Annotated in this window: 28 protein-coding genes; 9 read left to right on the forward strand and 19 right to left on the reverse strand. The window is 40.4% G+C overall.

Going from position 1 to position 24,413, the window contains the following annotated elements:
* Positions 1–372 precede the first annotated feature (372 nt).
* The 5 genes from ASE55_RS03290 to ASE55_RS03310 all read left to right on the forward strand — a co-directional run bounded on the left by ASE55_RS03290 (position 373) and on the right by ASE55_RS03310 (position 2,892).
* Positions 373–963: a TetR/AcrR family transcriptional regulator gene (locus ASE55_RS03290; protein WP_056215526.1), complete on the forward strand. Its 591-nt coding sequence runs from the start codon at positions 373–375 to the stop codon at positions 961–963.
* 70 nt (positions 964–1,033) lie between these two features.
* Positions 1,034–1,492, forward strand: a complete 459-nt coding sequence (locus ASE55_RS03295) for a hypothetical protein (protein WP_056215529.1) — start codon at positions 1,034–1,036, stop codon at positions 1,490–1,492.
* 5 nt (positions 1,493–1,497) lie between these two features.
* The gene (locus tag ASE55_RS03300; protein WP_238584980.1) at positions 1,498–1,797 is read left to right on the forward strand and encodes a DUF3817 domain-containing protein; all 300 of its coding nucleotides are present in this window, start codon (positions 1,498–1,500) and stop codon (positions 1,795–1,797) included.
* Positions 1,794–2,174, forward strand: a complete 381-nt coding sequence (locus tag ASE55_RS03305; protein WP_056215531.1) for a rhodanese-like domain-containing protein — start codon at positions 1,794–1,796, stop codon at positions 2,172–2,174. Before ASE55_RS03300 ends, ASE55_RS03305 begins: the two co-directional genes overlap by 4 nt.
* Before the next feature lie 208 nt (positions 2,175–2,382).
* Entirely contained in the window at positions 2,383–2,892 is a 510-nt protein-coding gene (locus ASE55_RS03310) for a pyridoxamine 5'-phosphate oxidase family protein (protein ID WP_056215533.1), read from the forward strand.
* Between the two features lie 114 nt (positions 2,893–3,006).
* Here the strand turns inward: ASE55_RS03310 and ASE55_RS03315 are convergent, their stop codons facing one another.
* The 17 genes from ASE55_RS03315 to ASE55_RS03390 form a co-directional block, all read right to left on the reverse strand.
* Positions 3,007–3,663, reverse strand: a complete 657-nt coding sequence (locus tag ASE55_RS03315; protein ID WP_056215534.1) for a DUF6766 family protein — start codon at positions 3,661–3,663, stop codon at positions 3,007–3,009.
* A 3-nt stretch (positions 3,664–3,666) separates the two neighbouring features.
* Positions 3,667–5,184 carry an FAD-dependent oxidoreductase gene (locus tag ASE55_RS03320; RefSeq protein ID WP_056215536.1) on the reverse strand — a complete coding sequence of 506 codons (1,518 nt, stop codon included), beginning with the start codon at positions 5,182–5,184 and terminating at the stop codon, positions 3,667–3,669.
* 21 nt (positions 5,185–5,205) lie between these two features.
* Positions 5,206–5,376, reverse strand: a complete 171-nt coding sequence (locus ASE55_RS20240; protein WP_157844624.1) for a hypothetical protein — start codon at positions 5,374–5,376, stop codon at positions 5,206–5,208.
* A gap of 16 nt (positions 5,377–5,392) precedes the next feature.
* Positions 5,393–6,145 carry an SDR family oxidoreductase gene (locus ASE55_RS03325; RefSeq protein ID WP_056215538.1) on the reverse strand — a complete coding sequence of 251 codons (753 nt, stop codon included), beginning with the start codon at positions 6,143–6,145 and terminating at the stop codon, positions 5,393–5,395.
* A 6-nt stretch (positions 6,146–6,151) separates the two neighbouring features.
* Positions 6,152–6,949, reverse strand: coding sequence for an SDR family NAD(P)-dependent oxidoreductase (locus tag ASE55_RS03330; protein ID WP_056215541.1), 798 nt, complete (start codon positions 6,947–6,949; stop codon positions 6,152–6,154).
* 6 nt (positions 6,950–6,955) lie between these two features.
* A complete protein-coding gene (locus ASE55_RS03335) occupies positions 6,956–7,456 on the reverse strand; it encodes a CinA family protein (RefSeq protein ID WP_056215543.1) in 501 nt (166 codons plus the stop codon).
* 38 nt (positions 7,457–7,494) lie between these two features.
* A complete protein-coding gene (locus ASE55_RS03340) occupies positions 7,495–8,673 on the reverse strand; it encodes a zinc-dependent alcohol dehydrogenase (protein ID WP_056215546.1) in 1,179 nt (392 codons plus the stop codon).
* A 49-nt stretch (positions 8,674–8,722) separates the two neighbouring features.
* Positions 8,723–10,864: a catalase gene (locus tag ASE55_RS03345; RefSeq protein ID WP_056215548.1), complete on the reverse strand. Its 2,142-nt coding sequence runs from the start codon at positions 10,862–10,864 to the stop codon at positions 8,723–8,725.
* Between the two features lie 132 nt (positions 10,865–10,996).
* Positions 10,997–11,629 (reverse strand): ferritin-like domain-containing protein, encoded by a 633-nt coding sequence (locus tag ASE55_RS03350; protein ID WP_082474330.1) that lies wholly within the window; start codon positions 11,627–11,629, stop codon positions 10,997–10,999.
* Between the two features lie 383 nt (positions 11,630–12,012).
* Positions 12,013–12,627 (reverse strand): Crp/Fnr family transcriptional regulator, encoded by a 615-nt coding sequence (locus tag ASE55_RS03355; protein WP_238584981.1) that lies wholly within the window; start codon positions 12,625–12,627, stop codon positions 12,013–12,015.
* Between the two features lie 35 nt (positions 12,628–12,662).
* The gene (locus tag ASE55_RS03360; protein WP_056215554.1) at positions 12,663–13,259 is read right to left on the reverse strand and encodes a Crp/Fnr family transcriptional regulator; all 597 of its coding nucleotides are present in this window, start codon (positions 13,257–13,259) and stop codon (positions 12,663–12,665) included.
* A gap of 314 nt (positions 13,260–13,573) precedes the next feature.
* Complete coding sequence (locus ASE55_RS03365; RefSeq protein WP_056215556.1) at positions 13,574–13,768, reverse strand: hypothetical protein; 195 nt, start codon at positions 13,766–13,768, stop codon at positions 13,574–13,576.
* A gap of 264 nt (positions 13,769–14,032) precedes the next feature.
* Positions 14,033–14,629 carry a Crp/Fnr family transcriptional regulator gene (locus ASE55_RS03370; protein ID WP_056215559.1) on the reverse strand — a complete coding sequence of 199 codons (597 nt, stop codon included), beginning with the start codon at positions 14,627–14,629 and terminating at the stop codon, positions 14,033–14,035.
* A complete protein-coding gene (ytxJ, locus tag ASE55_RS03375) occupies positions 14,629–15,006 on the reverse strand; it encodes a bacillithiol system redox-active protein YtxJ (RefSeq protein ID WP_056215562.1) in 378 nt (125 codons plus the stop codon). The genes ASE55_RS03370 and ytxJ overlap by 1 nt, the downstream gene beginning before the upstream one ends.
* Positions 15,003–15,461 carry a DUF1569 domain-containing protein gene (locus ASE55_RS03380; RefSeq protein ID WP_238584982.1) on the reverse strand — a complete coding sequence of 153 codons (459 nt, stop codon included), beginning with the start codon at positions 15,459–15,461 and terminating at the stop codon, positions 15,003–15,005. The genes ytxJ and ASE55_RS03380 overlap by 4 nt, the downstream gene beginning before the upstream one ends.
* The gene (locus ASE55_RS03385; RefSeq protein WP_056215565.1) at positions 15,458–15,994 is read right to left on the reverse strand and encodes a YfiT family bacillithiol transferase; all 537 of its coding nucleotides are present in this window, start codon (positions 15,992–15,994) and stop codon (positions 15,458–15,460) included. The genes ASE55_RS03380 and ASE55_RS03385 overlap by 4 nt, the downstream gene beginning before the upstream one ends.
* A 199-nt stretch (positions 15,995–16,193) precedes the next feature.
* The gene (locus ASE55_RS03390) at positions 16,194–17,336 is read right to left on the reverse strand and encodes a DEAD/DEAH box helicase (protein ID WP_056215567.1); all 1,143 of its coding nucleotides are present in this window, start codon (positions 17,334–17,336) and stop codon (positions 16,194–16,196) included.
* 168 nt (positions 17,337–17,504) lie between these two features.
* On the opposite strand from ASE55_RS03390, the gene pncA reads away from it, so the two are divergent.
* Positions 17,505–18,110 (forward strand): bifunctional nicotinamidase/pyrazinamidase, encoded by a 606-nt coding sequence (gene pncA, locus ASE55_RS03395; protein WP_056215570.1) that lies wholly within the window; start codon positions 17,505–17,507, stop codon positions 18,108–18,110.
* Positions 18,111–18,289: 179 nt separating this feature from the next.
* Here the strand turns inward: pncA and ASE55_RS03400 are convergent, their stop codons facing one another.
* Positions 18,290–19,249 (reverse strand): pseudouridine synthase, encoded by a 960-nt coding sequence (locus ASE55_RS03400; protein ID WP_056215782.1) that lies wholly within the window; start codon positions 19,247–19,249, stop codon positions 18,290–18,292.
* A gap of 287 nt (positions 19,250–19,536) precedes the next feature.
* Here ASE55_RS03400 and aroB point away from each other — a divergent pair, with 287 nt between their 5' ends.
* From aroB to ASE55_RS03415, 3 genes are all read left to right on the forward strand, one after another.
* Entirely contained in the window at positions 19,537–20,583 is a 1,047-nt protein-coding gene (gene aroB, locus ASE55_RS03405; protein ID WP_056215573.1) for a 3-dehydroquinate synthase, read from the forward strand.
* 408 nt (positions 20,584–20,991) lie between these two features.
* Positions 20,992–21,645, forward strand: coding sequence for a porin family protein (locus tag ASE55_RS03410; RefSeq protein WP_056215575.1), 654 nt, complete (start codon positions 20,992–20,994; stop codon positions 21,643–21,645).
* Positions 21,646–22,076: 431 nt separating this feature from the next.
* A complete protein-coding gene (locus ASE55_RS03415) occupies positions 22,077–22,799 on the forward strand; it encodes a porin family protein (protein WP_056215578.1) in 723 nt (240 codons plus the stop codon).
* A 95-nt stretch (positions 22,800–22,894) separates the two neighbouring features.
* Here the strand turns inward: ASE55_RS03415 and purF are convergent, their stop codons facing one another.
* On the reverse strand, positions 22,895–24,394 hold the full coding sequence (gene purF / locus ASE55_RS03420; protein WP_056215785.1) for an amidophosphoribosyltransferase: 1,500 nt from the start codon (positions 24,392–24,394) through the stop codon (positions 22,895–22,897).
* Positions 24,395–24,413 lie beyond the last annotated feature (19 nt).

Here is a 24,413-nt window from a genome sequence, read left to right on the forward strand (position 1 = left end):
TTAATATTAAAATGATTAAAATACTTATTAACATTAAATTGATACTGATGTTATTTTATTTTTATCATATTTAACAACTGCAGCAAATTTAAAAGGTTTCTCAAAAAAAAAGATTTTCAGGTTTGTAGTGATTTCGCTACACGTTTATAGATAATTCACTACATCACTGGCATGGGATATTTTGGATATTAAAATTTTATACTGATCTATTTAGCAATAAATCATGTTTAACCGGTTAGTGAAATGAAACGAGCTGCTGTATTGGTTTTATCTTTTGGGACGGTTGTGTCTGACGAAATTCAGCAGTAAGAACAGAAAGCTGATTGCAGTTCTTAATTAAAAATTGTTCCTTTGTACAGTCAATTTTTTATCATGAAAAAATCGGAAGCCACCCGTCTGAATATTCTCCAGAAAGCATTTGAGCTGATCTATACCAAAGGGTATCGGAATACCAGTATCGATGAGATTATTGCGACTACCCAGGTGACGAAAGGTGCTTTTTACTACCACTTTAAGACAAAAGATGAAATGGGCCTTGCGATTATCAATGAGCTGATGAAACCGATGATGAAAAGTTCTTTTATCGAACCCTTTCAGGATGACAGCAATCCGCTGGATACCATCTACAATTTAGTATACAGCCTGCTTATGGAAAATGATGCCCTGAAAGTTGAATACGGCTGCCCTGCCTCTAATTTCACGCAGGAAATGGCTCCCTGGAACACGGAGTTTACCAAGGTTCTGAATGATCTTTCGTTACAGTGGGAATCGTCTATGATTGCCGCGATTGAAAAGGGTAAGCAGGATGGCCGGATCCGGGCAGAAGTGAACGCAAAGGAAATCGCTGTTTTTGTCATATCCGGCTATTGGGGCGTAAGAAATTTAGGGAAGCTTGAAAATTCAAAATCGGTTTATCTTATTTATTTAAAAGGACTTAAGTCTTATTTTAAAAGCATTCAATAATTTTTTTCATTAAAAAAATACCAATTAGTATGTTTTTATTATACCTTTGCTGCATTGTAAAATTTGTTTTATGTATCAGACGCTTACTTTCCTCCACTCTGTTTTCCGCTGGCTGGTTTTACTGAGTCTTTTTTATTCGGTGTTCCGGGCTTATAAAGGATACTGTTCAGGTAAAATATTTTCAGCAACAGATGATTCCGTAAGGCACTGGACGGCAACCATTGCCCATATCCAGATGGTACTAGGCATCGTTTTATATTCCCAAAGTCCAATTATAAGCTACTTCTGGAAAAACTTCAATACAGCTAAAGCATCTTTTGACTTATTGTTTTTCGGCATGATTCATATTTTCCTGATGCTGTTTTCAATTGTTCTGATTACCATAGGATCATCAGCTGCTAAAAGGAAAACTTCAGACAGGGACAGGTTTAAAACCATGCTGATCTGGTACAGTATGGCTCTGGTTCTTATTTTCATAGCCATTCCGTGGCCGTTCTCCCCTTTTGCCAACAGACCTTATTTCAGATAATGATGATGAATTTATTAAAAACCGGTATCGGAAGACTGAGGATCATTGCGATCCTTGAAGGCATTTCGTTATTAACCCTGGTATTTATAGCAGTCCCGATGAAGCATATGATGGACAATCCTGCTTTTGTCAAAGTAATGGGACCGGTCCACGGTGCACTGTTCCTGCTCTTTTTATTCAATACACTCAGTGTAGGCGTTGAACAGAATTGGAAGTTTAAGGAAACTACCTGGAAAGTACTTCTGGCGTGCATGATCCCGTTCGGGACGTTCTATATTGACTGGAAAATTTTAAGCAGGCTATGAAAAATATACTCATTTTTTGCGGGATGATTCTCGCGGTGTATGTAGCATACAGAATATACCGATACCAGACGCTGGATAACGGCCTGGATTTACTGATAAAAAACGGAGCGGTTATTCTTGATGTAAGAACGGAGAGAGAATATGAAACCGGACATATTCTGGGTTCGGAAAACATTTCTCTCGGAACCATCAGGGAAAGATATACGGAACTTGATCCGGAGAAAACCTACATTACCGTCTGCTCGCACGGACTGAGAAGTGTGAAAGCTGAAAATATTTTAAAGGAGAAAGGTTTTAAAAATGTTCATAACGGCGGTGCCTGGAGCGATCTGCAGAAAAGCTTCCATTTAAATATGTCTGAGGCCGGTACGCATTAATGCCTAAACAGTTGATATACGTGTTGTCTCTTTAATCGTTACATCATGATTCTTTTAAATTTTAATTATACGCTGAAGTACCTGTACCGCCTGCATCAGGTGTTTGGCTGTAATTTTTCCCGTGGTATTTAATTATGGTCGGATTTTTGAATAAGAAAGAGTAATTCATTCTCTACCATTAGAAATTAATCACTAAAATATAAATATTATGTCAACAGAAAATCTTACGCATCAGGATGCTATCAAAAAAATCAAGGATTTATCAGAAAGTGCAAAAATATGTATGTTCTGTACCGAGCTGGATAAATATCCTATCAATTCGCGCCCGATGTCTTTACAGGAAACGGATGATGAAGGAAACCTGTGGTTTATCAGCAGTGATACGAGCAATAAGAATTTTGAAATTAAAGACGACAAAAGAGTACAGCTGTTTTTCATGAACAACAGTGATTACCAGTACCTTTCTGTATCCGGAAATGCAACCATTTACAAAGACCGTTCAACCATTGAAGATAAATGGTCTCCTATGGCAAAAGCATGGTTTGAAAACGGAAAAGACGATCCTAATGTTTCCATCATCCGTGTAGAGCCGCAGGATTCTTATTACTGGGATACGAAAGTAGGAAAACTGGTAAGCCTTTTCACTTTTGTAGCAGCAGCAGTTACGGGAAATACTACCGATAATTCTGACGGTGTTGAAGGAAATGCCAAGATTTAATTCCGAAATAGCAATCAGATAATAAACAACCGATCATAAATAAAAGAGACTGTCTTAATAAAGGCAGTCTCTTTTCTGTACATTGTAATTGAATGAATGAGGGAATATAATAAACTAAGGTGTTTCTTTATGGGGCATATCCACAGGCTTGGATTCCGGTGAACCCTTCTCACGGAGCCAGATGGAAAGAATGACAATAGAAGCAACCGCCAGAAATTCACTCTGCCAGTTCTGAAAAGATTCAAACCAGAACCTCGAATCAGAGATATAATGAACTGCCGTTGTCAGGGGTTTGTTCTTTGCCATCTGTTCTTCATTAAAATCTTTAAGGCTTCCGTAAAAATGCAGTACAAACGAGAGGAGAAACAGAAATCCGAAAGCCAGCGACAGAGAGTGCTGGTATATTTTCAGCCAGATGCCTCCTTTTTTTACCGGCCACGGAGCATCAGGATGCGGCACCGGCTCCCGGTCAACATCTTCTTTCCCATCCATGGATTTGGATTCGCTGGATCCTTTCTGCCTCAAGGATACGGTTAACAGGACATACAGCATCATCTGCAGGAATTCGCTTTCCCAGTTTTCAAAAGTTGCCTGTATAAAATGTCCGCTTTGAAAATATTGTCCTGCACTCAGCAGCGCTTTACCGTGTTCAGCCAGTTCGGCATTGTGTGTGTTCCAGCCTGTGATAAACTGCCCTGTAAGGCATACAAGCATCATGGTGATCACAACAATACCCAGACTGTTCCGGTATAAAAATCCTTTTTTAGACATATCTTACAGCTCAGATTCTATTCTCGGAAGATCTTTAACCGTCGGCCCTGTAAGCAGTTTTCCGTTTACGTTAAATCTTGATCCGTGGCATGGGCAGTCCCACGAAAGTTCGGCACTGTTCCACCGCACTTCGCATAAAGCGTGCGGACAGGTACTTTTCACCAGATGCATCTTGCCGTTGGTTTCTTTGTACATCGCATAAGAATCACCTTCATATTTTACCACTTTTGCCTTCCCTTCTTTTACTTCTGCTAAAGAAGTTATTTTTTCTGCAAAAAGCTTATCCTTGATAAAATCATAGGCAACAACGGCGTTTTCCTTTACAAATTCGGTAAAGCCTGCGATCGGTTTTATCCTGGAAGGGCTGAATATTTTTTCGTATCTGCTGCTTCCCGTTACAATAAGATCCGTAATAATCTGTGAAGAAATAGTCCCGAAGATCATTCCGTTTCCGCTGAAGCCGGTAGCGGTAAATATTTTTCCTTTGCTTGCAGGAAGTTTTCCGATGTACGGAAAGCCGTCTACGGGCTCATAATACTGGCTGGACCAGCTGTACCGTGCTGTATCTACATTAAAATACCTGCGTACATAATTCTCAAGTTTTGAAAAACATTCTCCCGTATCTTCCTCATGTCCGGTTTTATGGTCTTCGCCTCCTGCAATCAGAAGATCTTCACCGTCAATCTGCTGGATTCTATAATAATGGTAAGGTTCCGTAAGATCATATCCCAGTTCTCTCGGGTAGGTATTGTCTTTTAAACTGAAGGCTATGGCATAGCTCCGGTAAGGCGCATTGGTGGTATGAAGGATGCTCAGTCCGGGCGGGATATGGGTAGCATATACAACATGTTGCGCACGGATTTCCCCTTTGGAAGTTTTCAGGACAACAGCCTCTTCCTGTTCATCATGGCTCTCACACAGGCAGTCTTCCTGAATGATTCCGCCTAAGCTCTGGAATGCTTCACACAGTGCCTTGATATATTTTATCGGATGAAACTGGGCCTGGCCCGGGATTATCACCGCTTCTTTGAAAGGAATCGGGAAAGGGATCTCTTCGGTATAATTCATTTCGATACCTACTTGTGAAGCGCCGTCCACAATTTTTTTCAGCTGTTTCTGCTGCTGTTCATCAAGTGCAAAGAGATACGCGTTTTTTGCTTCAAAATCACAGTCGATATTAAAGCTGCGGATGTTGTTTTCTATAATGCCTATGGCTTCTTTACCTACTTCGGACAGCAATTTGGCGTTATCCAGTCCGAAATCACTGATTGCCTGGTCATAGGTGGTGTCAAAAAAATTATTCAGATGTGCTGTGGTTCCGCCTGTGGTTCCGAAACCGATGTTTGAAGCTTCCAGAAGGATACATTTTTTTCCGGACTGCTGCAGTTTTAAAGCAGTTGAAATACCGGTGATCCCACCTCCTGCTATGGCCACATCAAAGATCTGATTAAGGTCAGCGTCTGAAGAAAACCTCCGGATTTCTTCCTGCCAAATACTTTTTCTTGCTCCGTCTCTGTACATAATTATCGTTTATTGTTAAATTTATTTTACACGTAACGTATCATTCTGTGCAATGCTGTTGGTGTATCTGCCATTGCTGACTGTTTTTTCTTTATCGTATTTGTTTTCTGCCTCGTCTTCATCAAAATCGCACTTGCATGATGAAAATGTAAAAAGGCTTAGAATCCCAAGAATTAAAGCAGTAGTTTTCATAGTTTATTTCTGTTTTTTATCCGTTAACAATTAATCCGCCGTTGGGATGGAGCACCTGCCCTGTAATCTGGGCTGCATCATCGCTGGCCAGAAACAGGAAGCTTGATGCCACTTCTTCAGGGGTTGCTTTTCTTTCAAAAGGCGGTTTGTTCGGGTCATCTTCTGTATCCCCGAAGGTTTCTTCTGTCAGAGGCGTAAAGACAGGTCCCGGCGCCACCGCATTAACCCGGATCCCTTTCGGTTTTGCCTGGAGGGCCAGTGAACGCGTAAAGGAAACAATAGCGCCTTTGGTTGCAGAATAGTCCAGCAGTTCGGGATGGCCCTGATAAGCGGCGGCAGATGTGGTATTAATAACAGAATTACCCTGTTTCAGATAATGGAATACGGCTTTCGTGAGAAGAATCATTCCGATGATATTGGAATTGAAGGTAGTCCTGATATTTTCTTCTTCAAGATCCTCAATATTTTCTGAAGGGAACTGGGTACCGGCATTATTCACCAGGATATCAATACCTCCGAATTCAGAAGCCACTTTTTCAGTTACTTCTTTACAGAATCCGGAATCACTCACATCTCCTTGGAATATAACTGATTTCCTTCCCAGTTCCTCGATTTCTGATTTTGTTTTCCGGGCACTTTCTTCATCGGAATGATAGATAATGGCCACATTGGCTCCTTCTTCAGCAAACAGTAAGGCAACGGCCTTCCCTATTCCACTGTCGGCACCCGTAATAAGGACAGATTTATTTTCTAATTTCAATTTCTTCATAAAAACTTAATTCTCGTCTTTCGGTTTCTGCATTTCAGACATATTATGCGCTGCCATGCTGTCTGTAGACATATTGGACATGGCTACATTTACTTTATTTTTTAATCCTGAGATTACCTTATCATCCCCGTTCATAAGCGCATTGTATCCGTCAATAGCTACTTCTTCCGGTGAAGAAAGGTTGTCTTTGTCATCCAGGATCTTACTTTCATTCATATCGGCTTTGTTGAAGAAATCCGTATCTGTTGGTCCGGGCAGAAGTGCCGTTACCGTAATGCCGGAATCCTTCAGCTCTTCGCGGATGGCTTCAGACCACGATAAGATAAAGGCTTTTGTACCGTGATATACGGAATGCCAAGGGCCCGGAGATTTGCTGGCTATGGAAGCCAGATTCAGGATTTTCCCTGATCCTTTAGATAAGCGGTCTTTCAGGAAAAGCTTGGTCAGTATGATGACTGAAACGATATTAAGGTTAACGATATCTACCTCACGATGGATATCCGTATCCTGAAATTTTCCGTAGAGGCCCTGCCCTGCATCATTTACCAGGATCTCCGGGCTAATGCCGTTTAACTGCAGTTCAGAATACAGTGAATACACATCATCCTGGGTAAACAGGTTTTTTGCCATTGTAATGACATTGATGCCATAGCTTTTAAATTCATCGGCTTTCGCTTTCAGCTCATCGTGGTTTCTGGCCACCATAACGAGGTCGTACCCGTTTTTAGCAAACTGTTTAGACAGTTCATAACCAATACCGCTACTTGCTCCGGTAATCAGAGCATATTGATTTTTACGATCCATATCTAATTATTTTAAAATCATCAACTGGTTAATTTCACTCTTGAAACATCCTAAAATAAATTCGGTGTAATACAGCTGTGCATTCAACGCCTGTGTTTTAGGGTGCAGTTCCAGCTTTTTGGTCATTACGATTTCCCCTTTATAGGCAAAAGAGAAATAAGCGTAGATTTTATAGGATGAATTCCTGATCGGCGTGCAGTAGCCTGTAGTGGCAATCGCCCAGTCAGATTCAAATAGCCTGGACACATTCAGTGCCATTGTTTCGGCAATATTTTCAGATACACAGTCGCATTCTTCAGCTTCATGGGCATCTACTTTCAGAAGCTTTACTTTCTCCTGCATGGTGTAGGTCGTCAACCCGCCTTTATAGAAAAGCGAGGCATTGGGCATTTGTGAAAAAGCAAGCTGCAGGCATCCGGAAGTAACGCTTTCCGCTATGGCAATGGTCTCATCAGCAGTCATAAGAGACTGGCTGATATACTCGAGAAGACTTTTTTGAAATTCCATAATTATAATATTTGGTGTTGTGTGTGTATTTTATAATCTTAAAATTGTGATGTTTTCCACGGATCGAGGACTACTTTAACGCATCCGTCTTCTTTCTTATCAAAAATCTGATAACCTTTGGAAACATCTTCCAGAGAAAGACGGTGGGTAATAATATCGTCCAGTGTTACGCGCCCGCTCTGAACATGGTCCATTAACTGATCAATAATCGCATGAACGTTGCACTGGCCTGCCTTTATAGTAATTCCTTTATCAAAAATCTGTCCAAGTTTGAAATTATCATAATTTACGGGATAAACGCCTAAAATGGAAACAATTCCGCCGCGTCTTACCGCACTCATACAGGCTTCAAGAACTTTTACGGATCCTTTTTCAAAGTTGATCACTGCTTTTGCACGGTCCAGTAAATTACGGTCCGGTTCAAAACCTACGGCTTCAATACAGAGATCTGCGCCACGGCCGTCTGTCATTTCCCTGATCTGCTCGATAACGTCTTCGCCGTTTTCCCATAAAATAGTATCGCAGCCGGTCAGTTTTTTAATCTGATCCAGCCTGTACTGCTGAGTATCTACAACAATTACTTTTTTGGCATTATGAAGGATCGCGCTTTTTGCTGACATTGAACCTACGGGTCCTGCTCCGAAAATAGCAACAGTTTCCCCTCCTTTCAGGTTTCCCCACATGACGCCTGTGTAGCCGGTCGGGAAAATATCGGTAAGGAACAGCACCTGTTCATCGGTAAGGTTATCCGGCACTTTTCGGGGTCCGATGTTTGCGTAAGGCACCCTTACATACTGAGCCTGTCCGCCGTCATAGCCTCCGTAAAGGTCTGAATAGCCAAACAGTGCTCCCCCTTTCTCGGTTACGATTCCGCCTTCCGGGCCGTAATGCTCCGGGTTGCTGTGTTCGCAGGCAGTAGGAAGGTCATGCTGGCAGAAAAAACAGCTTCCGCAGGAAATCGGGAAAGGAACTACCACGCGGTCACCAACTTTCAAATTGGTAATGCGCTGTCCTACTTCCTCTACAATTCCCATAAACTCATGTCCCATAACCATGGGACGTGCCTGTGGGATTCCTCCAGAATACATATGAAGGTCACTCCCACAGATTGCTGTGGAAGTGACTTTCAATATAACATCTGTTGATTCTTTGATGATGGGATCATCTACGGTATCACATTTGATGATACCCGGTCCGTGAATAACTGCTGCTCTCATAATTATAATATTTTGTGTGGTGTGAATGAATGACTGATTTTATTAATTCTTAATCCCGGGCATTTCGCTCCAGTTCAAGATCCCAGACCCTGTGGTTGGCAATGGCCTGAATAAATTTTACGGCTGCATCACTGTCTTCTGATGTAATAATGGCAGGATCAATATGTTTTTTCGCACCGACATTGCTGTTCATATAAAGAGGTTCCGTCCCTTCTCCGAAATTGATTGCCTTACAGTGCTTATAGGCTTCATTGATGAAATTCAGTACCAGATGTTTATGTTCCGGTGTTAAAAGCTCTTTGGTGGAATCTTCTCCGGCGCTGATATACAGCGCATCAAAACATACACTTGCCGTACTGGTCAGGGAATGTTTCGGGATTAATGAAGAACCATCGCTTACGGTAACCGGTGATAAACTGGTTCCGATAATTTCAACAACGGCATTTCCGGCTTCCAGTTTGGCTTTCAGTGCACTGATGGCTGATGCATCAGCACCATCCGCAGTAATGAATCCGATTTTTCTTCCCATGATAGAATCCTTAGCCGTATTTTTCATACTTAAGGCCTCAGAGAATTTGGTATCCGGTTCTCTTTCCTCGCTCTGAAGATCCAGCGGATCACAGTCTGCCGGCAGGCTCTGGTTCGGGAATTCCAGTTTTTTAACTTCAACCCCTACTTTTTTAGCAACTTTCTCTGCCAGTGCTTTATCAATAAATGCCAGTTGGCTTACGGTTCTTTCTCTGATGGCCGGGATGGTTACTTTTGACAATTCAAAAATCAAGGCGTTCTGAAGGTGCAGTTTTTCCGGCGCAGACTGGCTGTTATAAAACAGTTTTGCCTGGGAATAATGATCTACGAAACTTTTGCTCCTCTGTCTCACTTTAGCTCCGGAAACCCTGGATTCCTGGGAAACAAAGCCTCCTTCGTTCATCATGGCCTGGAACGGGCAGCCTCCGCCTATGGAATTTGGTGAATAACTTACTTTGCCTTTATCAATCTGCTGTCTCATGTATCCGTCCCTCTGGTTGTTGTGTACGGTATTTACAGATCTGTTGATTGGAATTTCATGGAAATTAGGCCCGCCCAATCTTATCAGCTGGGTATCGGTATAGGAAAATAACCTTCCCTGCAGCAATGGGTCATTGGAAAAATCGATTCCCGGCACAATATGTCCCGGATGGAATGCAATCTGCTCCGTTTCTGCAAAGAAGTTATCTGTGTTTCTGTTCAAGGTCAGGGTCCCTACAATTTCTACGGGAACCAGCTCTTCAGGAACAATCTTGGTAGGGTCAAGAAGATCAAAGTCATATTTGTGCTCATCTTCTTCAGGAATCAGCTGCACACCGAAATCCCATTCCGGGAACATTCCGTTTTCAATAGATTCCCAAAGGTCTCTTCTGTGGAAATCCGGATCTACCCCAGAAATTCTCTGCGCCTCGTCCCAGGCTACGGAGTGTACCCCTAATTTCGGCTTGAAATGGAACTTTACAAAATGTACTTTTCCTTCATCATTAATCAGTTTAAAAGAATGGACTCCAAAACCTTCAATCATACGGAAGCTTCTCGGGATTGATCTGTCGCTCATCAACCACATAATCATGTGCATGCTTTCCGGCATCAGGGAAATAAAATCCCAGAAAGTATCATGGGCAGACTGTGCCTGCGGAATTTCGTTGTGCGGCTCCGGCTTTACGGCATGGGCAAGATCCGGGAATTTAATAGGATCCTGGATAAAGAATACCGGAATGTTATTGGCTACCAAGTCATAATTACCTTCGTCTGTGTAGAACTTAACGGCAAAACCTCTTACGTCCCTTGCGAGATCCGTACTTCCTTTGTTTCCCGCTACGGTAGAAAACCTTACGAATACCGGTGTTTCTTTTCCTTCTTCAGCCAGAAACTTGGCTCTTGTATATTTTGCCAGGCTTTTGGTTACTTTAAAAACACCGTGCGCGCCGGTGCCTCTTGCATGAACTACTCTTTCAGGGATTCTTTCGTGGTCGAAATGGGTCATTTTTTCCCTGAAAATGAAGTCTTCCAAAAGTGAAGGGCCTCTGTCTCCGGCTGTCAGGGTATCCTGATCATTGTTCACTTTCAGACCCTGGTTGGTGGTCATTTTTTCCTGGTCGTTGGAAGTCTTGTAAGAGTTCAGCTGATCCAGCTTTTCATTCGTTGGTTGGTGGTCTTTCATAATTTAATATTCTTAATGGTGCACTTTTATAAAGAATTTAAGTGGTTGTTAATCGGGTTACTGTTTTCCAGTATATATTTATTTAACTGAAGCCATATAGAGCTTATCTATATGGCTTCAGATTATGGGAAATTAATCTTCCTGTTCTGCATCAAAATTGATGAAGGTTTCGGCAATTTCCGTAAGATTATAGTCTGTGTCTTCTTCTTCCTGAAGTGTTGTTTCAAGAAGATCCGCAGCTTTATCGTGTCCCATGGTAATGGCCAGCTGAGCCAGTCCGCCATAGGTAGCGATTTCGTAGTGTTCTACTTTTTGTGCGGCAATGATAAGAGCAGCATCCCTCGTCATGGAACCTTCTTCCGTAGACTTAATGATTTCCTGGCCTTCTTCAATAATGCCTTTAATGGCTTTGCATTCTGTCTGCTCCGGCGTTTCATCAATCAGTTTGAAAACTTTTTCCAAACGGCTCACATGTTTCCTGGTCTGGAGCTGATGGTCTTCAAAAGCTTCTTTTAATTCATCTGTTGTAGCGGCCTGCTGCATTTCACTCAGAGCCTCGATGATTGCATTTTCTGCAAAATAAATATCTTTAAGGGCAGAAACGAAGAACTTATGAAGCGGAGCATTTTTCATATCACTGCCGTCTACTTTTGCATTGTCTACCCGTGTCGTATTGTTCTCTGATGAAGAAGATACATTGCCTGCCTGTGTATCTGTATTCTGAGTATCTTTCTGATCCTGGTTGTTTAATGTTTTAGTTGCCATATGTGAAATAGGTGTTTGGTTAAAAGATTACCTCTTTACAATTTGTTAAAGAGTCAATCATGGAAAAAGAATTATGAATTATGTCTGCCTCCAAATCCTGATCTGCCTCTGCCGGAACCGGAGTTTGAATTTCCTTCTAAACCATGATTTCTTAAATTACTACTGTTCATAGCTGTTTTTATGTTAATATTAGTTATGTCTATTGCAGGCCGTGACTAGTATTAGACAGCAATAGGTTGGCTCTGTTTTATTAAAATAAATGGTATAAACGCTATAACGTTTTTACAGTTCCTCAACTGAGGCTTAAGAATATGGATGGATTATTTACTCAAATTTACACGATAATAATTCACATTTTTATGACTCAAATCATATCAAATGATTTAATAGTAGACTTTTCTGTTCTGTATCCGTAATTTTCTCTGTTCTTCCATCTTTTTCAGGGTCCTGATAACGGTCTCTACCCGCAGCCCTGTAAGATTAGCCAGCTGTTGCCTGGTGAGTTCTATATGCATGGAATGGTCGCAATCTCCGTTATGGTAGCTTTTTAAATAATCCAGCAGGCCTTCGAGGCGCAGTACAGGATTCTGGGAAGACATGTTCTGCAGCATAATAGCCTTAAAATACAGCCTTTGGGAAAGGCATGCATTCATCTGTAAGGAGATTTTGGGATTTTCTTCCAGAAGTTCAAGGAAAGCATTTTTAGGAAGCCTGATGATTTCCGCCTGCATAAGGCATACCGCATTCATGACATGAAAATCTTCTAAAAAAATCATTGCTTCACCGAAACTCTGATTTTCGCCCAGGATATTGTGGATGAATTCCTTTCCTGCATCGTCATAATGGTTTTGCTTTACCTTTCCTTTGATGATCTGGTAATAATAGGCCGCGTGATCTCCCTGCCGGTAAATGATTTCTCCTGTTTTATAGTACCGGTCTTCTGCTCCGTAAGAATACAGAAGTTCAGGATCAATATTCATGCAGCTTATTATTTTCATAGGTATGTAACTTGAAATTTCGGTATGGAAACCGGTTAATATAAAATCTTGCGATTCTCTATTTTTACGATCTTATTTCTTTCCATTAGTTTAATGGTCCTGATGGCCGTTTCTACACAAAGCCCCGTGAGACTGGCCATCTGTTGTCTCGTCAGCGGTATCCTGAAAGAATACGGAGACTGCTCTTTCTGAAAGCTTTTTAAATAATCCATCAATACCTTAAGCTTAGCAGTCGGGTTTTGAGACGACAAGTTCTGTGCCATTATGAGTTTAAAATACAGTCTCTGTGAAAGCAACTTGTTCATATCCAGGCAAATTTCCGGGTAAAGCTTCAGCAGATCAAAAAATACGGTTTTCGGAAGACGCAGGATTGTGCAGTTGGTTAGTGCAATAGCGTTAATAGGATAAGGCTTATCCATAAAAAGCAGGGACTCTCCTATGCTTTGCCCGTCTTCCAGAAGGGTCTGAATAATTTCTTTTCCTTCATCATTGTAATTGTTAAGCTTTACATCCCCGATAACGATCTGATAATAATAATTGGGAACATCTCCTTCATTGAAAATAATTTCGGAAGGCCTATACCTTCGGGTAACTGCTCCTACTGATTGCAAAATTTCTTCTTTAATAACCATGTTAACTGTTCTTAATGTTAGTGTTTTAAAAAGTATCCTCAGTAGCAATAGGATAATAGGTAACTGTTCAACTGTAAAATGCAAATTGCAGACCTTGCTTTCATTTCACAATTAAATGTGGTATATAAATTAGAATTATTTATGGTTTCTGATTATACTTGCAGTTAAAATAAAAATAAAGAATTATCTTAATCAATTGAATAATCAATCATTTTCATTAGAAATGAGTATCCTGACCGCTTGTGTCCTACAGATGCTACAAATAACCTTGCCCGTTTTTATCAGAGATAAAAACAGAAAATTCTAACAGTGCTTTACTTAGTTGTTCTAACGGCGTTTAATGTGTCGGCATCATGAACACGGGTGTGGTCTATATCAGGAATGGTGTCAGATGGTGCCGGAGCAACAATCATACTGTCATTAATACCTGCCGCTTTATCGGGAATTTTGTTTTTTTTGCAGCCCAGAACGAGAAGTCCGGGAGACATGATGAATAATGCAAATTTCATAACTTAATATTTAGTGGTGTGTGATCACCAAATATAAATAACAAAAACATTACAAGCTTATGATTTCAGTCACATTTAATATTCAGGCTCTTCTATTACGAATATGTAACAGAATATGCTTAAATGGTATCTTGGCAGTATTTTATTGTGTCTTTTACTTAGAAAATGAAAGCCGGTCTTTAAAAACCTGACTTATCATATAGGCAACTTAAGTGATTAATTATTGAAGATAATATAATAATGTAAATGTATTATTATACCGGATTATTTACTGTCCGGAACAAAGTTTTTCCTGGCCAGTTCTTTCCTTACCCGGCTCAGGCTTTCGGGGGTAATTCCCAGGTAGGAAGCAATCATCCATTGGGGAACCCGAAGCAAAAGGTCCGGATACATCCTGATGAACTTCATGTACCGCTCTTCTGCCGTTTCGCCCAATAAGGAATTAATCCTGTCCTGAAGACTCTTGATATGCTTCTGGATTAAAATATCGCTTTTCTCAAGGCTGTCGGGAAATTCCCCGATAATTTTATTGATGAAATCAGGCTGCAGCAAAAGTATTTCACAGTCTTCCACCGCTTCAATATAATACAGGGATTTCTCATTGAAGTAAAGGCTGCTCCTGTCTGAAATCAGCCAGCTTTCCGGGGCAAACTGGATAATATGTTCCTTACCGTTTTTATCGATGGAATACATTTTAACCAATCCTTTTTCTACAAAGTAAATATACCTGCAGATTTCACCGTACTGCAGCAGAAACTGGTTTTTCTGAATTTTTTTCGTTTCATACTGCAGGGTGCACATGTTCACCTTTTCTACAGGAACATTAAGCACCTTTGATAAATAATTGGTAATATTTTTCATTATGCGATCTGATCTGCCGATATATGCTGGTGTGAAGCATCATTTACCACTTCTCCTTTCTCAATAACCAGGAACTGCGGGCTTTCATGCCTTATCCCGAAATCTGCCGAAATCTTATTTGAAATCGCTCTGTTCGCCAACAGGTCAAGATAATACAGTTCAGGTTTTTCTTCCAGAGCGTTGATTTCCTTTTCAAAATTTTTCAGGACCGTTTTGCTGATAAAGCAGCTTGTGGAATGTTTAAAGATCCCTATTTTATGGTGAAAGGAATTTTCAACCGCTTTCTTAAGGTCGTCCTCACTTTCAATATAGTTCCAGATCGGCTTTTTATCCGCGCTGTCTTCTTTTCCGCTAAAAATTTTGTCAAAAAAACTCATACATTAAATTGTTTTAGGTGATGATCCAGGTGTTTGTATTCCATAAAACCCCAGTCTTTCTTCTTCATTCTTCCGAAAAGCACATGCCTGTGAGGCAAATTACTGTTCTTTAAGCACATCCTGTATTCATCCAGTATTTTCAGGAGGTTTTCTTTTTCTTCATAAAAATCACACTCAAAATTAATGATAAGTTTCCGAAAAGTGGGCATATTTTTAGGAATTCCGTTATTAAAAATCTGCATTTCAATTCTTGCAATGATACCGATTGCACTGAACAGCGGATTAACCGACGGAAGCTCAATTTTTTTTAAAGGTACCTGAAGCACGAAACTGCAGTGCCTCAACATCTGGCAGACATCCATTTTCCCCCATTTTCCAGATGAGTTTTCAGATAACTGATTGATCCTGTCTAAAATTTCGTCAAAATGTACCGGGTTGTGAAGACTTTTTTTCACCAGCCTTGTTCTTTCTTCAGGTTTTCGATATGGGCAAAATGATGGTTGCAGTGCCACACATACAGGGCGAGGCAGGCTCTCAGGTTATAATTTTTATTATGCTCAGGATGATGAAAGGTTCTTTCAAAATGTTTGTTCGTCATTGTTTTCAATAAGGCTGCCCATCGCTGGTGTGTTCCTTTCAGCATCTTCAGGGCAGGCTTTACAGGCATGCTTGCGCTGTCCTGGAGTTCGGCCCATCTGGCTTCATTGTAAGGCTTGATAGTAGGATTATCTTCAGTAAGGGCCAATTTAAAACGGATAAAACTGTTGATGTGGCTGTCTGCAAGATGGTTTACGACCTGCCTTACCGTCCAGCCGCCTTCCCTGTACTGTGTATCAAGCTGATCTTCGCTGAAATCTTCAATGAGCGTTTTCAGCCTGCCCGGAAAATCCCGGATTACTTTTATGTATTCATCCAGCTTAATATCGCAGATATTTTCAGGATATTCAAATTTCCCGATCGGGAATTTTTTATGTTCTAAATCGTTCATTTCTAATAATGTTGGTTAAATACATCGGAAGAATTACGGATAATATTCATGTTTATCTTTCATAAATGCCGGTTTATCCGATGCTTTCTGACCTATTTTTGAGAATTGGTTTTTGTAAATTTATTAAAAAATTGAGAATCTGAAACAGAAAAGCTTCAATCCTGTTAAAATTGAAGCTTTTTATGATGAAGTTAATATATTAATATCCGTGTAAATTAATGCCTTCTGTTCTCTGTAACGTAACCTTCTTACCCATTTTTTTCTGGATGACCCGGAAATGCTGCAACTCATCATCGGTAAGGATACTGATGGCTGTTCCTTTTTCATTCGCCCTGCCCGTTCTTCCGATACGGTGAATATAATCCAGCGGGGAACGCGGCAGTTCGTAATTGATCACGCACGGCAGCGACTCGATATGAATACCGCGGCCGATCAGGTCGGTCGCCACCAGGATCTGGGCTCCGTTTACTTTAAACTCCTCCAAATTATTCCTTCGGGCACCCTGCGACTTCTGGCTGTGAATGGCAACTGCTTTTATTTTATTCTTCTTCAGTTTTTCCACCAGGCTGTCTGCAGATTTTGTTGATGAAACAAAAATCAGTGCTTTTTCAACCTTTTTTTCTTTAATCAGATAACGCAGGAACGGACCTTTATTTTCCGGGGAAACATGATAGGCCAGCTGCTCAATATGGTCAATCTCAACTTCTTCTTTCTTTATTTCAATAACCACCGGGTCAATTGACAGGCGCTGCTTCATTTCAGAAACCTTGTCATTTAAAGTCGCTGAAAATAATGTGGTCTGCTTCATCACAGGCATCAACCCAAAAAGCTTATTCATTTCCTCGTCAAAGCCCAGCTGAAACATTTTATCCGCTTCATCAATTACCAGGTGCCGGATCCCTGAAATGCTCAGCGCATTGTGATCAATCAGATCCAGTAAACGGCCCGGCGTTGCAATAAGGACTTCCACCCCGAACATTCCTTTCATCTGCGGATTAATGGAGACACCGCCGTACACTGCCATGGTCCGGATCTCTCGCTTCAGATTTTCCGTAAAGCTCCTGAACACTTCATCAATCTGGATGGCCAGCTCACGGGTAGGAACCAATATCAAAACCTGGATGTTACGGTCTTTTTTGGCTTCCTCGTTCTGTAATTTTTCCAGAATAGGCATCACAAAACAGGCGGTCTTCCCGGAACCTGTCTGCGCAATCCCCATCAGGTCTTTTCCCTGTAAAATAACGGGCACCGCCTGCTCCTGGATCGGGAACGGCTTCAGATAGCCCAATTTGTTAACAGAACGAATGATATTGTGTGATAATCCCAAAGACTCAAATGACATAAAATACTTATTTGCTGCAAAGATAAGCTATTGAAGCTGGTTTTATATCCCTTTACTGTATAGGGAATGGATTTTTATGCATAAGATGCCTATTTGTCCGATAATTTTTTTTTGGACAATTTTTTGAATGTTATTTTTGCAAGAATATAAATATCCGAGAATTTAAATATGAAAAAAGCATTAATAATCGTCGATGTACAGAATGATTTTTGTGAAGACGGCGCACTGGCAGTTCCGGGAGCCAATGAGGTAATTCCGTACATCAATGCCTTAATGGAGGAAAATGAATATGACCAGATTATCCTGACCCAGGACTGGCACCCTGCCAACCATAAAAGTTTTGCAAGCAACAATAACAGGAAGGTGGGAGAAAGCATTATCCTGAACGGCGTTCCGCAGTTTATGTGGCCGGACCATTGTATCCAGGGGACTTTCGGAGCAGAATTCCATAAAGACCTGAACAGGGATAAGGTTACGCATATCATTCAGAAAGGTAAGAACACCGAAATTGATGCGTACAGCGGTTTTCAGGATAACAACCACTTTATGAAAACCGGACTGGATGACTTTTTAAAGTATCATGATATTCAGTTAGTGGAAATTGCAGGCCTTGCGATGGATTACTGTGTGAAGTTCACCTGTACGGATGCTGTTGCCGAAGGCTACATTACCTGCCTTCATTTTAACGGTACCCGCGCTGTAAACGTGAAGCCTGATAACGGAAGGGATGCGATCTATGAAATGATCCAGAAAGGGGTGACTGTTCTGGGGTAAGCGTTACATAATAGTTATAAGTGATGGGTTATGAGTTATGGTTAATTCGTAGTTCTAAACTTTTCAATATAAAAAATTCCGCAGATGATATCTCTGCGGAATTTTTTATTTATTGTCGAATGAAATTAATGGTTATGCATGTTTTGCATAAAACTCATCACTCAAAACTTCTGACTTAATTAAAGCATCTTAAGATTGTTCACTTCCTGTTCCGTAAGGATTCTCCAGTGTCCTCTTTTGATATTTTTCTTTGTTAATCCGGCGAACATTACCCTGTCCAGTGCCTCCACTTCATATCCTAACCTCTGGAAAATTCTTCTGATGACACGGTTCCAGCCGATATGGATTTCAATCCCGATTTCATTTTTCGGTTTCCCTTCAATAAAAGAAATCTGGTCTACTACGGCAACGCCTTCATCCAAACGGATTCCTTCTACGATAAGCTTCATATCTTCGTGGCTTAACTTCTTATCCAGCGTTACATGATAGATTTTCTTGGCATCAAATGACGGATGCGTCAGTTTTTTCGTCATGTGCCCGTCGTTTGTGAGAAGGATAACACCTGTTGTGGAACGGTCTAACCTCCCGACAGGGAAAACGCGGTATGGTGAAGCATTGGCTACAAGATCCATTACGGTTTTTCTGGCTTTATCATCTTTTGTCGTGGAAATATATCCTTTCGGTTTATTCAAAAGGACGTATACCGGCTTTTCCGGTGTGATATTCTGTCCGTCAAACACTACTTTATCTGTTTTCTGAACCTGGTAGCCCATTTCATTCACTACCTTACCGTTCACTTCCACCAACCCCTGAACAATCAGGTCATCAGCTTCTCTACGGCTGCAGATTCCTGAATTGGCAATATATTTATTAAGACGGATGGTATCTTTATGAACATCTTTCTCAATTTTATTCAACCTTCTTTTCTGTACGAAAGATTTGGCACGGTCGTCTTTTTCATCACCTGCGGAAGGCCTCCTGCCGTATTTTAAGCTGCCTCTTTCATATTTATCCCTGGCATCGAACGTATTGCTTCTGCTGCCGCCTCTTTTGGGAGCCGGTTTTGCAAATGACTTTTTCTCTTCACCCGGATTGGTAATGAAAGGTTCTTTTTCAATTTTTGAATATTTCTTTTCCATCCGGCTCTCATAACTCGTATCACCGCTTTTGGGAGAATTTCTTTCTCCGGCCTTTGGAAATGGCTTTTTAAAAGGTTTTGACCCTGAAGAATTTCCGGATCTGGAAGCGCGAGAATCATCAGAATTATTTCTTGTTGAACTTCTTGGTCTTTTGGGTTTTCCTGAATTATTATCTCTGCTCATTTCTAAAAATTTCTGCAAAGATAGTATATTTACCAACGAGTTAAAAATTAAGAATCATAACTTTGTTATATAGTTGTATAAATAACCTTAGAGAAAAGCCGAAAATGATTACGATAACAGACGATAATTTTTCTTCATTAAACGAATTCCTGGACAGAAAGTCCTTCAGTAAGATCTTTATTCTGGTGGATGAAAATACCCATGAATACTGTCTTCCCGTCCTTCTCGGAAGTATGGAAACGGATCTTGCCTTTGAGATCCTGGAGATTGAAGCAGGCGAAGAAATGAAAAATATCCAGACGGCCAACCAGCTCTGGGAAATTCTTACGGAAATGAAGGCCGACCGAAAAGCACTGGTGATCAACCTGGGCGGCGGAGTGATTACGGATATGGGCGGTTTTGTAGCCTCTACCTATAAAAGAGGGATTCAGTTTATTAATATTCCCACTACCCTTTTATCCATGTGTGACGCTGCCATCGGCGGAAAAACAGGCATTGACCTGATGCATTATAAGAATATGGTGGGAACCTTCACATTCCCGGAACATATTTTTGTCTATCCCAGGTTTCTTGAGACGCTGCCTTTCAAAGAGCTGAGAAGCGGGTTTGCGGAAATGCTGAAGCATGGGCTTATTGCAGATAAAATCCACTGGGAACATCTTACCCAGATCCATAAACTGGATGCGGAAGGTATTATTCCTCACATCCAGACTTCGATGGACATCAAACAGAATGTGGTACAGCAGGATTTCCATGAGAAAAACCTCAGGAAGACCCTGAATTTCGGGCATACGATCGGCCACGCCGTTGAAAGCCTGTACCTGAACCAGAAAAACCCGGTCCTGCATGGTGAAGCTGTTGCGATGGGCATGATTACGGAAGCTTACCTTTCCTTTCTGGAAGGTCTTATTTCCCGGGAAGACTGTGACTTGGTTATCTCAAACATCCAGAAATATTATCCTTATCTGGATATCAGTGATTTCAGTGATGAAGATATTTCTGATCTTTTATTAAATGATAAAAAGAACGCAGGCAGCACTATTCTTTTCTCTTTGCTGTCGGGAATCGGATCCTGTACGTTTGATTATGAATGCAGCCGGAAAAACATCCTGGAATCACTCTCGTTTTACAGGAAACTGAACGATGCATAACAGCATTTTTTCCATAAGGGCATAAAATTTGTGACACGTCTTTGCGCATGATTAATTTAGATTATTTCTAAACAATTGTTTAATTAAAGATTTAATCTGTTGATTTGAAACAATATAAAACCAAAACTAGCATGTTTTCCAGCTGTTTTATTTACTGATATTTATCATGACTGCTTCTTTTGGCAAGTAATTTGACAGAAAGTATCTGTCAAAATAATGACAAGTAGTAAAATTACTGGAAATACTACAGCATACACTTGGGCAATTGATGATGTANCAGCTGTTTTATTTACTGATATTTATCATGACTGCTTCTTTTGGCAAGTAATTTGACAGAAAGTATCTGTCAAAATAATGACAAGTAGTAAAATTTAAATATTAGAAATTAAATTATTAAAAATTAAAGTTATGAAAAAGTTAATTTTAGGAATGGCATTAACAGCCGGTTCATTAGCATTTGCTCAGACTACAACTACTACAACCACTTCTAACATGTCTGCTGACAGTGCTGTAAGATTTGGTGTTAAGGCAGGTATGAACGTATCTTCACTTTCAGATGACGGCTCTTTGGAAGATCAGGGATCTAAAATCGGTTTTAACGCAGGTGTTTTCGCAAACATCCCAGTAGGAAGTATGTTCAGCGTTCAGCCGGAGGTTTTATATTCTCAGTATGGTGATAAGTATGACACAAGAATCGGAAACAACACGTATTCTTATGCTAACCACCTTGATTATATTACAGTACCTGTAATGTTGCAGTACAATCTTATTCCAAACCTATATGTAGAAGCAGGTCCGGAATTCGGTTTTATGGTAAGTGCAAAAAACAAAGCTAAGAATGAAACTAACAATGATGTAATTTCTGAATCAGGTAATTACAAAGACAATTTCAGTACTTTCAACTTTGGTATCGGTCTGGGTGCAGGTTATTATTTCACAGATAACATCGGTATTACTGCAAGATACGTAGCAGGTCTTACAGATATCGCTAAAGACAGACCAAACGGTTCTGATGCTATCAGAAACAATGTATTCCAGGTTGGTTTAGCTTTCAAATTCTAAGAATCAAAATAGATCAAAGGTTTAAATATAGAACCGGGCTTTTAAAGTCCGGTTTTTTGATGCAGTTATGGTTGATCATATAAAGGTACTCCTTATCTGATACTAAAAACACAAAAATTTATTCCGGAACTGTATGCTCTGGAAATAAATCAACCTAATTATTAAATTCTGTTCATAATTGCACTTTAGCTGAAAAGAAACTGAAACAGTAAATCATTCTTTATAAATTCTCTTACCAATTGGGAAGTTTTCTGTAAAAATATTGATTCTTTTATTATTTTAAATCTAATAGCCGGGATTTAATATACGTATTTTTTAACTTGTATTTTATTGTAAATCAATAACTTAAATGTTTGGCAAGCATTTTGTTAAATACTCCATGTCTGATTAAACGATTAGGCGCGAAAGTTAAATAGTAAAAAAATAAAATTATGAACAAGTTATTTTTAGGAGTAGCATTAGTTGCAGGAGCTTTAGTATTTGCCCAGGAAGTAACACCTGTACAAATTTCACAAATGCCTTTAAACAAAAAAGAGCCAGTGAGATTCGGTATTAAAGGTGGTGGGAATGCTTCTCAGTTCAGCGAACAGCAACTTAACTCAAAGAATCAGAAACTTGGCTTTAATGCAGGTGTTTTTGTCAATATTCCTTTATCTCAGAAATTTGCCCTTCAGCCGGAAGTATTATACAACCAGATAGGTGCAAAAAGTGTTATTCTTGATAACGAAGTTACCACTGGTTTCACTACGGTAAGAACAGAACAGGAATTTACAACTACCCTAAACTATATTTCTGTACCGGTAATGCTGCAAATGAAGCCGGCAGATAATTTCTATCTTGAAGCCGGACCTGAAGTAAGCTATTTCCTGGACGGTAAGAACAAGGGACAGCAGACCGTTACTACAAGTATTTTAGATAATACTATTAGCCAGACACAGTCTAATTCCGAAGACATCAATAAAGATGATATCAAAAAATTCAATCTTGGTCTGGCCATTGGTCTTGGATATTATTTTACCCCTAACTTAGGAATCAATGCAAGATATATCAACAGCCTTACGCATATTGCCAACAATTCCGGTGCTATGAATGAAATGCAGAAGAATATCAATACGCACAGAGTATTTCAGTTAGGTTTAAATTATAAATTTTAACAGATAATCACGACCAACCGATTAATTTGATTTCAACAGAAAAGGTCAGGCTCACAAGAGCCTGACCTTTCATTTTTATGTACAATAGAAGCTGATTAATTAAACAACTCTACTTCTTCTCCTTTTGCTACGGGATATTCTTCTGTAAAACATCCGAAGCAGTGATCAGCAGAACCTAAGATTTCTTTCAGATTGTCTACGCTTAAAAATTCTAAGGAATCTACTCCCAAATAATCTTTAAGCTGCTCCGTCGTCATATTGGCAGAAATAAGATCATCCTTTGAAGGGGTATCAATTCCAAGATAACAAGGGGCAATAATCGGTGGCGATACACTTCTGAAATGGATTTCCTTTACACCGGCATCCTTTAAAATTTTAACCAGTCTTTTTGAAGTGGTTCCGCGGACAATAGAATCGTCAATAATGACTACTCTTTTGTCTTTGATTTCAGAAATAATCGGGTTCAGCTTAAGGTTCACTACCCTTTCCCTCATTTCCTGGGTCGGGACAATGAAACTTCTTCCGATATACCTGTTCTTAATCAGAACCGGACGGAACGGAATTCCCGAAGCCTTGGAAAAACCGATGGCAGCCGGAACCCCGGAATCAGGAACACCAATCACCACATCAGCATCCACAGGCGCCTGGTGCCAGATTTTCTCTCCGGATTTCTCCCTGATTTCATACACGTTGATGTTTTCCAGAGAAGAGTCCGGCCTTGCGAAATAAATATATTCAAAAGAGCAGATCCTCTGTTTCCCTTTTTCTTCATCTGCCATGTAGGAATGGAGTTTTCCAGGCTCGTTTTCGTTGGTGTATACAATCTCTCCCGGTAAAATATTACGGACGTACTGGGCACCTACGGCATCCAGTGCTACAGATTCTGAAGCCACAACGTATGAGTTGGCATCAATAGCTCCCAAAACCAGCGGTCTGATCCCGTTGAAATCCCTGAAAGCAAAAAATTTATTCCGGGTCATCCCTACAACAGAATACGCACCTTCAATTTTTTCCATCGTTATCTTGATCGCTGCACGAAGCCCGAGATCAAGATTTTTCTGGATCAGTCTTAAGATTACCTCAGAATCTGAAGTCGCCCTGAACACAACACCTTCCGCCTCAAGTTCTGCCTTCAGCTCTTTTGCGTTGGTAAGGTTACCATTGTGCGCAATCGAAAGAATAATCTGGTCATATTCATTCTTCGCGAAAAAAGGCTGAAAATTGTATTTCTTTTTGTCTCCTGCCGTAGTATAACGCGTATGCCCGATAGCAGAGTTTCCCATAAAAGTTTCAGGATGCTCAATTTCCTTATACACATCCAGAACCAGGCCCTCGTCTTTCATGTTGGTAATCCTTCCGTTTTTTAAAACAGAAATACCACACGCTTCCTGGCCTCGGTGCTGAAGCGCAAAAAGCCCGAACTGTGAAAGAGAAAACGTATCAAGATCGTTGTCAGAATACATTCCGAAGATGCCGCACTCCTCGTTCGGAGCATCCAGCCTTTCTTCTTCCTGCGTCCTGAAAAGATTCCTTCCGTAGGTCCCGGTTTCAAATTGTTTTAAATATTCACTTTTATGAATGTCTAAACTTTTCATTTCTATTTTTTCCAATCTA

Source organism: Chryseobacterium sp. Leaf201 (genome assembly GCF_001421435.1).
GTDB lineage: Bacteria > Bacteroidota > Bacteroidia > Flavobacteriales > Weeksellaceae > Chryseobacterium.